We start from the raw sequence: 13,239 nt of genomic DNA on the forward strand, positions 1-13,239 counted from the left end.
GCTCAGAAGCCGTACAGTCGCGCCGGATTGTCGACCAGGATCTTCCTGCGTACATCGGCCTCAGGCGCCCACAGCGGAAGCTGGTTGAGCAGGCGGCCATCGTCAATCTGATAGAGCGGCGCGATGTCGGTGGCTTTCCGCCCCTCGACGTGACTCGAATCCGGGTGCGGCCAGTCGGTGCCCCAGACGATGCGGTCGGCATTTGCTGCGATGAGCGCGCGGGCACAAGGCACCATGTCCTGATAGTCGGGCGCAAGCTTCGACGAGCGGTAGGCACCGGAGATCTTCACATAGGCCTTGCCTGATTTGACGAGCGCGACGAGGTCGGCAAAGCCGGGCTGCTCCAGTCCGAGCGAGGCCTCGAGACCGCCGAAATGGTCGAACACGGCGGGGACCGGCGAGGCCAGCACGAGATCCTTGATGGCGGAGATCGTCAGCAGCGTGGTGTAGTGCTGCACATGCCAGCCGCGCGTCTTCATGCGCTCGACCGCAGCGGTGAAGCGTGCCCGGCCGACAATGGGATCGCTGATGCCGTCGGTTGCGAGATTGATGCGGATCCCGCGAAAACCCTCCTGCTGCATCGTGTCGAGCTGGGCTTCCGTCGTCTTGTCGTCGATCACGGCGACCCCGCGTGCGTTCGCGCCGCGCGCCTTCATGCCGAACAAGGTCGAGGAATTATCGGTGCCGTAGACGCTCGGGGTGACGATCACCACGCGTTCGATATGCAGCGCCTCGTGCAGGGCGGCCATCTCGTCCGGTGAGGCCGGTTCGGGCGTGTAGACCCGGCCCGGGAAGAACGGAAATTTTTCGACATCGCCGTGGATGTGGGTGTGGCAGTCGCAGGCATGCGGCGGGACGTCAAAATTGACCGGCGTTGCGGGTTGCGACGCACGGGCGTGGGCTCGGGTGGTCATGGCTACTCCGCCGCCGAGAGGGACAAACAGGAGACCGCGTCGGTTGAGCTTTGGCTCCTCTCCCTGCTTCGTCGCCTCATGTCTTGTCGCGAAGAACAATATCACATCGTCAGGGCAGTCGCTGTGCTTCGCTGCATAGCAGCTCGACCAGCTCGGCAACGCGGCGCGAGCCGTCAACGCGGACGAGCTGGCAGGGCAGGCTGGCGAGCCACGCCTCATCTTTCATGAGACTGCGTCCGTCGCGGTCACCGGCTTCGTAGTGCGAGGCCCATTCAACGAACGCCTCCATCTCCTGGCCGCGCCAGCCCCCGGGCGCGACAGCGTCGGCACCGAAGTGCGTGGCTTCGCGGGCACGCAGGCGCTGCAAGCGAAGCTCGCGCGGCGTGGTCACGAAGACGACGAGATCGAACAACGGGACAAGCTCGTCGCCCCAGCCGGTGACGGTGCCGCTGAGCACCCAATCGAGACGGGGAAGAAACATCTCATGCATCAGGCGCAGCCGATCGGCGGCAGGACGTGCCGTCTGATAAGGCGGCGCAGTCGGCAGCCAGAAATAATCATCGGTGTCGTGATGCGGCAGCGCGAGCCGGTCGGCAAGCGCGCGGCCAAGCGTCGTCACGCCGGAGCCGGAAGCTCCCATCAGGTGGATGCGACGGCTCTTCATCGGTGTCGACCGGGAGATCGGGACTACTGCCCCGACGGCGTGCGCAGGCCGTGCCAGGCGTCGCGGACCTGATGGTAGTGCACTTCGGGCAGATAGTCCGGGGTGTTCAGGCTCAGCGTCTTGACGTCGAGATGCCCGACCGCACTGAGCAGCGTGTAGGAGGCGATGACGCGATCACGCAGCGCGCCGATCAGGCGGGCCCTGGCCTGGATCAGATCAGCCTGCGAGTTCAGCACGTCGACCGTGGTGCGCTGTCCGCCGGCGGCCTCGCGCTGCACGCCCTGGAGCGCAACGGTCGCAGCCTTCACCTCGGACTCCGAGGCCGAAACTGCGATCTTGGCGCCTTCATTGGCAACCCAGGCACTGACGGCGGCGGTGCGGGCCTGGTTGCGCACCTGGTCGAGTACCAGCCGGCTCTGCGCCGTGACTTCCTTGGCTTGCCGGGTCTGCGAGGCGGCCTGGCCGCCGTCATAGATCGGCGCGGTGACGTTGGCGACGATCGAGGCCTGGTCGGTGGCGCGGGTGCCCAGGGTCTGGTCGCTGTCGCGGCTGCGGCTGACGCTGCCCTGGAGGCTGGCGCTCGGCAGCAGCGCGCCCTCGGCGACGCGGATATTGGTCGAGGCGACGTCGACGTCGAAGCTCGCGGCCATCACCGCCGGGTGCTCGCGGATCGCCATCGCGATCGAATCCTCGCGGCTCTTCGGCAGATAGCGATCGACCACTTCGGCGGGGCGAAGCGCGGAGGGCGCATTGCCGATCACCTGGGCGTAGGTCGCCTGGCTCACTGCGAGTGCAACCTCGGCGGCATTGAGATCGGCAAGGCCGCGATTGAGCCGCGCCTCGGCCTGGGCGGTGTCGGTCGGGGTGACGTCGCCGGCGTTGAGACGGCGCTGGGTGATGGCGAGCGTCTCGCGCAGGAAGGCGACGTTGGAGCGCTGGGCTTCGACGAGCGACTGGTTCGCCAGCACGTTGGTGTAGGCGGTTACCGCGTCGAGCAGTACGCCCTGACCGACATTGCGCAACGCCTCTCGGCCGGACTGCACCTGGAGTTCGGCGACCCGCACACTGTTGGCGGTGCGGAAGCCGTTGAAGAGGGTTTGCGACACCGTGACGCCGATGGTCCAGGGCTTCAGCGTCGCGGTCTGGATGGTGTTGTCAGGAAGCAGGTTGCGCACCGCCTGCAAGCCGGCGCTGAGGCTTGCCACGATCTGCGGCCGATAGCCGGCCAGCGCCTGCGGCACGTTCTCGTCAGTGGCGCGCTGCCTTGCGCGCTCGGCATTGAGCTGCGGATTGGTCTGGTAGGCCTTGACCAGCGCCTCGGGCAGGGCCTCTGCGTAGGCCGCAGCGGGCAGTGCGCAGCAGAACGCCAGCGTAGTCCATGCCGCCAGGACAGGACCCGCGCCCGATCGATGCCGCGTCCTCACGCGACCAATTCTGGCGGCACGCCCAATCATGTAATCCCGCAAACCCCGGCTGTCCGCCCCCGCCGACGGCGGCTCTCTTAACTGTTTACCCAGCGCCGGTCGCGCAGGCAAACTGCCGCGGAGGAAACCCCCATGAAATCCGTGCTTGTTGCAGGCGCGTCACAGGGGGGCTGCGGGAAAGGGGCGCAGCCTTACACCAGCCTTACCATCCGTCGGCTTTACCGGTTCTTGTTGACCGGCTTACGCTTCTCGATGAACGCGGCCATGCCCTCGGACCGGTCTTCGAGTGCAAAGGTCGCGTGAAACAGATTGCGTTCAACGCTCATGCCTTCGTTGAGCGTGGTCTCGAAGGCGCGGTTGACCGCCTCCTTGGCCATCGTGACCGCGGGCCGCGACATTGCGGCGATCTTCTCGGCCGCCGCCATGGTCTCGTCCATCAGCTTGTCGGCAGGTACGATGCGGCTGACGAGGCCCGAGCGCTCGGCTTCCGCCGCATCCATCATGCGCCCCGTGAGGCAGAGATCCATGGCCTTGGACTTGCCGATCGCACGCGTCAGGCGCTGGGTGCCGCCGATGCCGGGGATGGTGCCGAGCGTGATCTCTGGCTGGCCGAACTTGGCCGTGTCGGAGGCGATGATGAAATCGCACATCATGGCGAGCTCGCAGCCGCCGCCGAGCGCATAGCCGGAGACCGCTGCAATGGTCGGCTTGCGGCAGCGCGCGATGCGATCGCCGCCGATGGCGGCAAAGTCCTCGGAGAACATGTCGATGAAGCTCTTGGGCTGCATCTCCTTGATGTCGGCGCCGGCGGCAAAGGCCTTCTCGCTGCCGGTCACGACGATGCAGCCGATGGTCTCGTCGGCCTCGAGATCGTCGACGGCCGCGGCAATCTCGCGGAAGACGCCGAAGGAGAGCGCGTTGAGCATCTTCGGCCGATTCAGCTTGATGATGCCGACTGCGCCTTTGCTTTCGACGATGATGTGTTCGAACGTGCTCATGCTCCACCCACGCTTTTGATTGAGCGGGCAATGTGCCCGCTGGCGGGGTGGGCTTCAAGGGGCCAGAAGCCGCCGGGACGCGCGCAACACGCGCGCCCCCGACGAAAGTCCGTCAGGTCAAAGATCAAGCCAGAATCAGGTCAAGATCAGGCCATGAACATGCGCGCGGCGGAGGCCAGCGTCAGCAGCGTACCGACGCCAATGAAGATCTTGCCGATCAGGGAGCTCTGGTCCCAGGCCGAGCTGGGCTGGCTGCTCGCCATCACCGGCGCCGGACGCGGCTGCGCGTCGGTTGCGGCGATCATCGCTTTCTGGGCGGGCGGGTTGTCCTGTTGCAGGGCGCGATCGAGGTCGTTGAGCTGGTCAGGCGCGACCACGTGGCTCTCGGCATTGGGAGCCGCGGTGTTATCGGCTGCTGCCTGAACGTTGTCGTTGGCGCGGCCCGTCATCGCGGAGGCTGCAGCGGCAGACGGTGTATCGGCGGGAGCAAGCTGCGCATTGGCATTGGCGACTTCCGGTGGCATCTGGCCAGAGCCCGGCACGTCGGTGCTCGCCTCTTTGCCAGCCTTGGCCTCGCCGGCCTGCGCCGTCGGATCCGTCTGGTTCGGCTTCTCGGCTTTGTCGTCGGATTTCTGCGCCGTCTTGCTGTCAGTATGGTGGCGAGACGAATGGCTCCGCTGCTTGGCGGGCTTGCTCGCATCGGCCTGTTTGCTGGCGCTCGTGCTTGCGGCAGAGCTTGGCGCGGCCTGCGCCGTTGCGCCAAACAGCAGCAATAGTCCGGCCAGAATGACCAATGCCGCGCGTTCGCTGGCTTTCATCATGTTGACGATCTCCCCAATACGCCCGTCCCGGGAACGAACAGAGACCCTGACGCATGACGACAGCGGGGCAAAAAATGGGAATCTTCGGGCCACACCGGGCAAAACCGGGGCAAAGCCGTCGGGCGCGCCGGCCGGCGGGTGCGGCAGGGACCGATCGGTGTTATGAGCCCTGACCGGAATTTCTGCGGGCTGCTTCGGGGTGAGGGTCCGGGGCGGTCACGATTTCGTGATCGCTTGGGCGCTCCGTAACAAATTGAAAGAGCGGCCGAATTGCAATGGTGAGGGGCGCGCGTGCGCGGACGTGAGGACGAGTGGACCGACCTGATGAGGTTGGCCATAGCGGGCGATGATGCGGCGTATCATCGCCTGTTGAAGGCGGTCACGCCGGTGCTGCGCGCTGCTGCGAGGCGCGGCCTGGCGAGGGCCGGGCAGCCTCCCGATCAGGCCGAGGATATCGTGCAGGAGATCTTGTTGGCGGTGCATCTGAAGCGGCACACCTGGGACAGCGAAGCGCCCTTCGCCCCCTGGCTGTTTGCGATCGCGCGCAACAAGCTGATCGACGCGCTGAGGCGCCGCGGCAGGCGTATCTTCGTCAACATCGACGATTTCGCCGAAACGCTGCCCGGCGAGGCACTGCAGGAGAGGGCCTCGGCGGGCGAGGTCGCCGCGCAGCTCAACGCGCTGCCCCAGCGCCAGCGCGACGTGTTGCAATCGATCGCCGTCGACAGCGCTTCGATCAAGGATACGGCGACGAAATTCTCGATGAGCGAAGGTGCGGTGCGGGTCGCGCTGCATCGGGGGCTTGCGGCCCTGACTGCCAAACTACGGGATCATTAGTCATGGACACCGATCAACTCATCCGCACGCTCGCGGCCGACAACACCTATCGCGCCCCGCGCGTTGGTGTGCTGCTGACCACGGGACTGCTGGTCGCGGCGCCGTTGTCGATCCTTATTTTCGCGACCTTCCTCGGCGTGCGCCCGGACGTGATGAGCGCCATGCACAATCCGTTCTTCGACATGAAGTTCGCGGTCACGCTCTCGCTCGCGATCCCCGCGATCACCATCAGCCTGCATCTGTCACGGCCCGAGGCCTTGATGCGCGGCTGGGGCTGGCTGCTGCTGCTGCCCGTCGGGCTGCTTGCGGTTGCCATCGGCAGCGAAGCCATGATGGCGCCGGCCATGCCGATGACGATGCGGCTCGTCGGCAAGAACTCCCGGGCCTGCCTGTCGGCAATTCCCGCAATGTCGCTGCCGCTTCTTGCCGGCGCGTTGTTCGGTCTGCGCCACGGCGCGCCGTCGCGGCCGGCGCTCGCCGGCGCGCTCGCCGGCCTGCTGTCGGCCGGGCTTGCCGCCACGCTCTATGCCTCGCACTGCACCGACGACTCGCCGCTGTTCGTCGCGACCTGGTACACGATCGCGACCGCGGTCGTGACGGCGATCGGCGCGGCGGTCGGGGCGAGGGTGTTGCGGTATTAAGCCGCCGACGTCGTACCCTGCATGCGATGGAAGCGCAGCACCTGCTGTGCGGTGGAGCTGCGCAGAGCCTCGTAGGTGTCGCGCAGCGACAGCATGTCGGTCTGCGAACCGCCCGAGAGCTTTTCGCGCATGGCGATGATCGCGCGCACGCTGGACCATTGCATGCCGGCGACCTTGGCGAGAATCATCACGCCCTCGGTGCGGCTCTCGATCATCATGTTCTCGGCCGTCTCGACCGCGACGCCGGCGAGTGCGGCGAGCCCGGCATTGGTCTCGTCGAACTTGCCCTGCTCGGCGAAGGTCGCGATCTGCGATTCGTTGAGGCGGCCGTCGTCGTGGAGCGACTTCACCAGTGCACGTGCCATCTCGGTCTGCCGCGTCATGGCGGCGGCGCGGACCCGCTGCGTCGCTTCCTGGACCACGCTCGACACTTCGGCCGCGAGTTCGGGATGGGCGGCTTCCAGCTTCCTGCGAACGCTCAGAGAGGCCTTGGCGACGAGCTTCAGATAATGATGGCGCGGCAGGTCGGGCCGCAGGCCGATGCAGGCGGCGAGGTCGTCGTCACGCTCGGCGCGCGTGACGAGCTCGGCGAGGCTGTCCTCGGAGAGTTTGGCGCCTGGATTGCTGACGGTCGACTGCACCACGTCTTCATTGCCGCGGGTCACCAGCACGTCGGTTAGCGCCTCCGACAGCACCCGCCGCAGCGAGATCGCCTTGAGATGGGCCTGGCTCTTGTTGCGCGCGATGTCGATCAGGGTGGTCTCGTCCAGCCGCTCCGACTTCGACAGCACGGGGCCGGCGACCTCGATGACGTCGTCGAGCGCGAGCGTGCGGATGATCTGGGGCGGTGCGGCGTTGATCGGCGCGAGCCGGTCGGCGAGCAGCGCCTTCGCCGATGTCTCGATCCGCTCGATCAGGCACTGGAAGACGTCGTCGAACACCCGGATATGCTCGTCGGAGTAATCCACCGCGTTGCCCACGAAGAGATCGGTGACGCGGCGCAGCGTCTCGACCCGGCGTGCGACGGTTCCGTGCGCAAGCGCGGTCTGCAACTCCTCGAGTAAACTTGCGGATGATTTGACGGATCTGGATCTCATAGCCCTGTCCTGGAGCGTTCGGTCCGGCGGCGTGTTCTCACGTGCCGGCGACAAATGGATTGGTCAGCTCGTAGCAATGCGGTTGCGCCCTTGCGCCTTGGCGGAATAGAGCGCGCAGTCGGCGCGCGCGAGAAACGTGTCGGCAGTATCGTTTGCGCGCAGCGTCGCGACGCCGGCGGAAATGGTCACGCTCACGCCGGGCGAGAATGCGCTCCAGTCGAGCTCGGCGACGATGCTGCGCAGCCGGTCGAGCATGCGCGATGCAGCCTCGCTCGTGGTGCCGGGCAGCAGCAGCAGAAACTCCTCGCCGCCATAACGGCCGAAGCGGTCGTCGGGCCGGATGTTGGCGAACATGGTGATGGCGAAGGTCCGCAGCACCTCGTCACCGATGGGATGGCCGTAGGCATCGTTGATGCGCTTGAACCAGTCGAGGTCGATCAGCGCGATGGCGCAAGGGCTGCCCGTCTGCCGCGACTTCTCCATCTCTGTGTCGAGGAGCCGCATGATGCAGCGACGGTTATAGGAGCCGGTCAGCTCGTCGAGCTCGGCAAGCTCCTCGATGCGCCGATAGGCGGCCTTCAGCTCGTTGCTGCGCTGGTAGAGGATCTTGCGCAACGTGGCGCCGAACAGTCCGAGGAAGGCGCACTGCCCGATCACCAGCGCGAAGCACAGCATCGAAGCGGCGCGCTCGAGGCGGCTCGCAACCGGCAGCCCGATCGGCAGGTCGGAGCCCAGGAACACGAAGGCGAGTCCGCAGGTGGCGAGACCCCAGGTGATCATCGCCTGGCGTGAGGTCATGCGCAGTGTGCCGAATGCGAAGATCAGGAACAGCACCGCCAGAAATGCGATCCCAACGGTCGGCACCGACACCAGGAACACGAATTGCAGGGCCATATGCGCCGAGATCTGGAAGACGGTCAGATAGTGGTCGGCAAACCTGTCGCCGACGCCGGCTTCCGACAGCACCGTGAAGGTGCCGATGATCAACAGGCCCCCGAACCAGAATAGCGTTGGAACATTGGTCGAAACCACGCCGTCAAAGGCATAGAGCAGCAGCACGGAGGCGCCGAGCGAATAGCTTGCGACCTGGCCGGCATACATCTGGCGGCGCTGCCGCATCCGTCGCGCCCGCACTTCCGGCAGCGCGGCATCGGACGCGAGCACGATATCCGCCATCTCAGCGGCATTCCGCTCCGGAAAGGACGTCGCGGCCGTGCTCATGGTCCCGCCAATGGTGGATGTCAGTTGAAAAAATCTACGTGGCAAGCCTTTAGGTTTGGTATCCTTTCGAACCGAATCCGAAGGGGGCGCCGCTCCGGTGGGGGCGGCTCGCGCGGCGCGGAATTTTGCAGCCAGTTAGGCATCGCAGGCGATATTGCGGACCAAAGCCGGCGCCGTGCGACATAGGGTGCATAGGACCGTGTTATGGACAGAGCTCGGTCGGCCGTCCGTGCCGGCCACGGCAAGTCCGAAGAGAGTGTTTCCGTATTATGTTACCGTTATGGAGCGAAGCGGCCGACCACGGGTGGGACAAAGAAACCGCACGTGTGTGGGGCGGATCACATAGATCCCCATATGACTGCGGTAGGTTGAACAATTTTGCACCTCCCGTCGAACCCTCTGCCGGATCGACCCGACCAACCTTGCGAGACGGCCTTTGAGCGTGACACAGGCGGCTACGGACGAGGTCCTCATCGCCAGGATCGCCCAAGGTGACCGGCTCGCCATGCAGGTGCTGTACGGGCGGCACCATGTCAGGGTTTACAGATTCGGGCTCAGGCTCGTGCGGGACGAGCAGACGGCGGAAGACCTCATCAGCGAGGTGTTTCTGGATGTCTGGCGTCAGGCCGGCAAGTTCGAGGGGCGGTCCGCTGTTTCCACCTGGCTCCTGGCAATCACCCGATTCAAGGCTCTGTCTGCGCTTCGTCGCAGAAAGGATTTTGAGTTGGACGACGAAGCCGCCAACGCGATCGAGGATCAGTCGGATGATCCCGAAACCGTGGTGCAGAAGAAGGATACCGGTGAAGCGTTGCGGGAGTGTCTGACGGGCCTCTCGCCGGACCATCGGGAAATCGTCGACCTCGTCTACTACCACGAGAAGTCCGTGGAGGAGGTGGCCGAAATCGTCGGGATCCCGGAGAACACGGTAAAGACGCGCCTCTTCTACGCGCGCAAGAAATTGGCCGAACTGCTGAAGGCAGCCGGCATTGAGCGAGGCTGGCCATGATGGCATTGAGCAAGAAGATGCTGGCGCAAGAGCCCAGTGAGATCGAGATGCTACTGCCTTGGCACGCCGCCGGCACGCTAAACGCGCGTGATGCCCGCCGCGTCGAGGAAGCGCTCGCCAGCGATCCGGAGCTTGCAAAACAATATGCGGCGATCCGCGGCGAATACGAAGAGACGATCCACCTGAACGAGAGCCTGGGTGCTCCGTCGGCCCGCGCGATGCAAAAGCTGTTTGCCGCGATCGACGCCGAGCCGGCGCGGGCGGCGGGTTCATTGCCGCTGTCGGCACGTGTTGCCGCGTTCTTCGCCAGCCTTTCGCCGCGCACGCTGGCCTGGTCGGCAGGCTTGGGGGCCATCGCGCTGGTGCTCCAGGCCGGCATCATCGGCGCCGTGCTGATGAAGACCCAGACCGCGACCTTCCAGACCGCATCGCTTTCGACCGGCGCGCCGATCACGCGCGAACTCGGGGCGGCTGCTCCGGCCCGGGCACTGGTGCGCTTCACGCCGGAGGCGCGGGTTGCCGACATCACCGCGCTGCTCGACAGCTACCAGGCCTCGATCATCGGCGATGCCAAGGGCGGCATGTTCCGCCTCCAGTTCGACAAGGCGATGAGCCAGGACGAGCTTACCGCGCTGCTCGGAAGGATGCAGCACGAGAAGTTCGTCAACCTCGCCGTGGCGGCGCCTTAAGTCCGCTTCTGCACCAATGACGCGCAAGTCCGACAGTCAGTTGCGAGCCGGGGCCCATGCTTCGTCGGTTGGAGCTGCGCTCCTGCTCGCCGCCTGCCTCGGAATCGGGGTGGCGCACGCCCAGGCGATCATGCGCACGCCCATGATCAACGTTCCCTCGCGCACGCCAACGATCTCTCCGAACGTTGCGGCACGAGCCATGAACGTCGATCGCGGTCCGCGCGTTGTGCCCACGCCCCATATCACCGCGCGGATGGCGCCGACCCCGGTTCTGCCGTATGCGCACTACTCGCCGAATCTCTATCCGGCGTGCTCCGCGCCCTATCGCGACGCCGACGGTGAGTGCCTCGGGCAGCCGGCCGGAAGCGGCGATGGCTCGGGCAAATCGATCAAGAAGAGTGCCGGCAAGGGGCGAGGCAACAGTACGTCTGTCACCGTCAACTCTCGCAGGTTCGTCAACGAATTCGTCGCTGAGATCGATAGCGCGCTGTCGGTGATCGAGGCCGACGAGCTGGCGCGCCGGCACGGACTCGCGCGCATCGCATCGGAAAATTTTCCACTGATCGGGGCCACGGTCGGCCTGTTCCGCATTGCCGACGGCCGGCCGTATGAGACGGTGCGGCGCGAATTCGCGTCCGATGGCAGCGTGCGCTCGCTTCAGCCGAACTTCCGCTACGTGCTTCAGGATCAGAAGCCGGCCGTGCCGACCGAAGGCGATCCGGCGCAATACGCGCTGTCGAAGCTGCGCCTGCCGCAGGCGCACACCCTGGCGCACGGCACCAACGTCACCATCGCGGTGATCGATTCCGGGATCGATGCCAGGCATCCCGAGCTCGCCAATTCCATTGCCGATAATTTCGACGCTCTCGGCAGCGGCGAGGGGGCCCATGTTCACGGCACCGGCATTGCAGGCGTCATCGTGGCGCATGCGAAGCTGATGGGTAGTGCGCCGGAAGCGCGCATCATCGCCATCAGGGCCTTCGGCGGCACCACCGGCAGCGCCGAGAGCTCGTCCTACATCATCCTGCGCTCGCTCAATTATGCCGCCGAGCACGGCGCCCAGATCGTCAATATGAGCTTTGCCGGCCCGAAGGACGCGGTGATCGAGCGTGCGATCGCGGCAACCGCCGCGCGCGGCCTGGTGCTGATCGCGGCTGCGGGCAATGCCGGCGCCAAATCGCCGCCGCTGTATCCCGCTGCCAATCCCAACGTGATCGCGGTCAGCGCGACCGACCAGCAGGACAGGCTGTTCACCGCCTCCAACCGCGGCAATTACATCGCGCTGGCTGCGCCCGGGGTCGACATCTTCCTGCCGGCGCCAGACGGCAAGTACCAGGTTACGTCGGGCACCTCGTTCTCGGCCGCCTATGTCTCTGGCGTCGCGGCACTGCTGCTCGAGCGCAACTACGCCCTCAAGCCGGAGGAGCTGCGCATGACGCTGGCAAAGACCGCGCGCGACCTCGGTTCCCCCGGGCGTGACGATCTCTACGGCGACGGCGAGGCCGATGCGTTTGCCGCGGTGTCGGCCGTTCCGGTGGACAGCGCGACACCGGTCGCATCTGTATCAGGTACAACTAAACGTGAAGATGCCGAGAAGCGCCGCGAGGACCCCGGCGTTCGCGCGATCGAACAGCCCTCGCTGTCCAGCGCGGATGATAAACCCGCGATTTCTCAGGTGGATAGGCCGGCGGCGCGGTAGCGCCTGCGACAACATTGCGCGCGGGCCAAACGTCAAAAAATCGAACGCCGCTTTGAACGTCCAGCCAGCTGTCACGACCAAATTATGTGGGAGCGGTCATCCCTCCCCATCAGTCATATCAGGCGCGAGCGCCCATCCACCCCAAGCGCCCATATGGCTCGACCCGTCCGGTTGTCCCCCCGGACGGGTCTTTTCTTTTCGGCGTCCCGATCTCTTGAAGCGTCGAGCGAGATCAGCTTGCGGTTGCCTCCGCGCGCGGGAGCGTTGCCAGGACTCGGCTACAGCGTGCGGCAAACCCGCTATGCTTGTGCGAAGCTTGACTCGAAAACCCCGGAAAACTCCGCACGACTACGGAGTTTTGTGACGAGGGCCGTGTCGTTGCTGGACAAGTCAAATCTTTTCCACAAAATATTCACGTCGCTTCTAGATTGATTCGTGCGCGTTGCGTCGCGTCCGTATTTTCTCCAGACGGGCTGATTTATGACACATCGCCAAGAGTCGGTTCGTGCCGCGGCTGCGGGGCGCGACATTGCTGCACGCTGGTGCGCTCTCGCCGAGCAGCGGCTGGAGCATCTCTCCGAAATGTTCGAGACCGGACGCTGGCGTCGCTATCACTCCGAGCTCGCATTCCTCGAAAACATCCAGGAAGCCAAACGCGCGGTCGAGACTTGGCGCGCACTTGCGACTGGCAGGGACGTCGCCGCGGCCGCCGCGAGCGTGGCCTCCGCTTTCGGCTGGTCGCCGGCGACGATGCCGCGCGTGTTTCCGCGCGAACAGGCTCAGACCGTGCAGCCGAAGGCCGTGCACATCGCGCCCGAGACCGCCGTTCCGGTCAGGCTCGAGCCCAAGCCGGACGTGCTCGCCGAAATCGTGGAGGCACCGATAGCGCCGGTCACTCGGGTGGCGCCGGCCGCGCGGATGCCACCAGCAGCTCCGCCTGCGCCCGTTGCCCATAAGGCGGCGCTGGCTCCAATGGCTCCAGCCGCTCCAGCCGCGCCGTCGATCGCGTCCTTCCTTCAAACCTTCTCGCCGCCCGCCGACGAAATCGTCGCGGCCCCCGAGCGGGTGGTCGAATTCACCTTCAGCCTCGACGGCATCGAGGCGAAGTATCCGCTGCTCCGGAATTCGTTCTAGTCTAGGATCGAGGCGCGGCGTCCTCTCCACTCCATCAATGAGGTGCGAGCCGCGCGGCGCAACGCGCCGTGCGGAGGGCCTCGAAGGATGCACG

The 13,239-nt window shown here is 65.6% G+C and carries 13 protein-coding genes; 6 read left to right on the top strand and 7 right to left on the bottom strand.

Annotated features, from left to right (window positions below):
* Window positions 1-2: 2 nt before the first annotated feature.
* The 5 genes from XH88_RS21830 to XH88_RS21850 all read right to left on the bottom strand — a co-directional run bounded on the left by XH88_RS21830 (window position 3) and on the right by XH88_RS21850 (window position 4,821).
* A complete protein-coding gene (locus XH88_RS21830) occupies window positions 3-914 on the bottom strand; it encodes an amidohydrolase family protein (protein ID WP_271670299.1) in 912 nt (303 codons plus the stop codon).
* A 109-nt stretch (window positions 915-1,023) separates the two neighbouring features.
* The gene (locus XH88_RS21835; RefSeq protein ID WP_271670300.1) at window positions 1,024-1,578 is read right to left on the bottom strand and encodes a hypothetical protein; all 555 of its coding nucleotides are present in this window, start codon (window positions 1,576-1,578) and stop codon (window positions 1,024-1,026) included.
* Window positions 1,579-1,601: 23 nt separating this feature from the next.
* Window positions 1,602-3,032 (bottom strand): TolC family outer membrane protein, encoded by a 1,431-nt coding sequence (locus XH88_RS21840; RefSeq protein WP_271670301.1) that lies wholly within the window; start codon window positions 3,030-3,032, stop codon window positions 1,602-1,604.
* Window positions 3,033-3,220: 188 nt separating this feature from the next.
* Complete coding sequence (locus XH88_RS21845) at window positions 3,221-4,000, bottom strand: enoyl-CoA hydratase (RefSeq protein WP_271670302.1); 780 nt, start codon at window positions 3,998-4,000, stop codon at window positions 3,221-3,223.
* 146 nt (window positions 4,001-4,146) lie between these two features.
* Entirely contained in the window at window positions 4,147-4,821 is a 675-nt protein-coding gene (locus tag XH88_RS21850) for a hypothetical protein (RefSeq protein ID WP_271670303.1), read from the bottom strand.
* A 291-nt stretch (window positions 4,822-5,112) separates the two neighbouring features.
* Here XH88_RS21850 and XH88_RS21855 point away from each other — a divergent pair, with 291 nt between their 5' ends.
* Window positions 5,113-5,658 (top strand): sigma-70 family RNA polymerase sigma factor, encoded by a 546-nt coding sequence (locus XH88_RS21855; RefSeq protein WP_271670304.1) that lies wholly within the window; start codon window positions 5,113-5,115, stop codon window positions 5,656-5,658.
* Window positions 5,659-5,660: 2 nt separating this feature from the next.
* Complete coding sequence (locus tag XH88_RS21860; protein ID WP_271670305.1) at window positions 5,661-6,299, top strand: DUF1109 domain-containing protein; 639 nt, start codon at window positions 5,661-5,663, stop codon at window positions 6,297-6,299.
* On the opposite strand, the gene XH88_RS21865 is transcribed toward XH88_RS21860, so the two are convergent.
* The gene (locus tag XH88_RS21865; RefSeq protein WP_271670306.1) at window positions 6,296-7,396 is read right to left on the bottom strand and encodes a DUF2336 domain-containing protein; all 1,101 of its coding nucleotides are present in this window, start codon (window positions 7,394-7,396) and stop codon (window positions 6,296-6,298) included. The genes XH88_RS21860 and XH88_RS21865 overlap by 4 nt on opposite strands.
* Window positions 7,397-7,459: 63 nt before the next feature.
* Window positions 7,460-8,617 (bottom strand): GGDEF domain-containing protein, encoded by a 1,158-nt coding sequence (locus XH88_RS21870; RefSeq protein ID WP_271670307.1) that lies wholly within the window; start codon window positions 8,615-8,617, stop codon window positions 7,460-7,462.
* Between the two features lie 436 nt (window positions 8,618-9,053).
* On the opposite strand from XH88_RS21870, the gene XH88_RS21875 reads away from it, so the two are divergent.
* The 4 genes from XH88_RS21875 (at window position 9,054) to XH88_RS21890 (ending at window position 13,145) form a co-directional block, all read left to right on the top strand.
* Entirely contained in the window at window positions 9,054-9,623 is a 570-nt protein-coding gene (locus tag XH88_RS21875; RefSeq protein WP_271670308.1) for a sigma-70 family RNA polymerase sigma factor, read from the top strand.
* On the top strand, window positions 9,620-10,312 hold the full coding sequence (locus XH88_RS21880) for a hypothetical protein (RefSeq protein ID WP_271670309.1): 693 nt from the start codon (window positions 9,620-9,622) through the stop codon (window positions 10,310-10,312). The genes XH88_RS21875 and XH88_RS21880 overlap by 4 nt, the downstream gene beginning before the upstream one ends.
* 16 nt (window positions 10,313-10,328) lie before the next feature.
* Entirely contained in the window at window positions 10,329-12,011 is a 1,683-nt protein-coding gene (locus tag XH88_RS21885; RefSeq protein ID WP_271670310.1) for a S8 family serine peptidase, read from the top strand.
* 480 nt (window positions 12,012-12,491) lie between these two features.
* A complete protein-coding gene (locus XH88_RS21890) occupies window positions 12,492-13,145 on the top strand; it encodes a TIGR03809 family protein (protein WP_271670311.1) in 654 nt (217 codons plus the stop codon).
* Window positions 13,146-13,239: the final 94 nt, after the last annotated feature.

The organism is Bradyrhizobium sp. CCBAU 51627 (assembly GCF_028128765.1).
GTDB lineage: Bacteria > Pseudomonadota > Alphaproteobacteria > Rhizobiales > Xanthobacteraceae > Bradyrhizobium.

Excerpts from the sequence above, each read along its gene's own strand:
- XH88_RS21830 (WP_271670299.1), bottom strand. The coding sequence starts at position 914 with ATGACCACCCGAGCCCACGCCCGTGCGTCGCAACCCGCAACGCCGGTC.
- XH88_RS21880 (WP_271670309.1), top strand. The coding sequence starts at position 9,620 with ATGATGGCATTGAGCAAGAAGATGCTGGCGCAAGAGCCCAGTGAGATC.
- XH88_RS21845 (WP_271670302.1), bottom strand. The coding sequence starts at position 4,000 with ATGAGCACGTTCGAACACATCATCGTCGAAAGCAAAGGCGCAGTCGGC.
- XH88_RS21860 (WP_271670305.1), top strand. The coding sequence starts at position 5,661 with ATGGACACCGATCAACTCATCCGCACGCTCGCGGCCGACAACACCTAT.
- XH88_RS21865 (WP_271670306.1), bottom strand. The coding sequence starts at position 7,396 with ATGAGATCCAGATCCGTCAAATCATCCGCAAGTTTACTCGAGGAGTTG.
- XH88_RS21840 (WP_271670301.1), bottom strand. The coding sequence starts at position 3,032 with ATGATTGGGCGTGCCGCCAGAATTGGTCGCGTGAGGACGCGGCATCGA.
- XH88_RS21850 (WP_271670303.1), bottom strand. The coding sequence starts at position 4,821 with ATGATGAAAGCCAGCGAACGCGCGGCATTGGTCATTCTGGCCGGACTA.
- XH88_RS21885 (WP_271670310.1), top strand. The coding sequence starts at position 10,329 with ATGACGCGCAAGTCCGACAGTCAGTTGCGAGCCGGGGCCCATGCTTCG.
- XH88_RS21835 (WP_271670300.1), bottom strand. The coding sequence starts at position 1,578 with ATGAAGAGCCGTCGCATCCACCTGATGGGAGCTTCCGGCTCCGGCGTG.
- XH88_RS21870 (WP_271670307.1), bottom strand. The coding sequence starts at position 8,617 with ATGAGCACGGCCGCGACGTCCTTTCCGGAGCGGAATGCCGCTGAGATG.
- XH88_RS21890 (WP_271670311.1), top strand. The coding sequence starts at position 12,492 with ATGACACATCGCCAAGAGTCGGTTCGTGCCGCGGCTGCGGGGCGCGAC.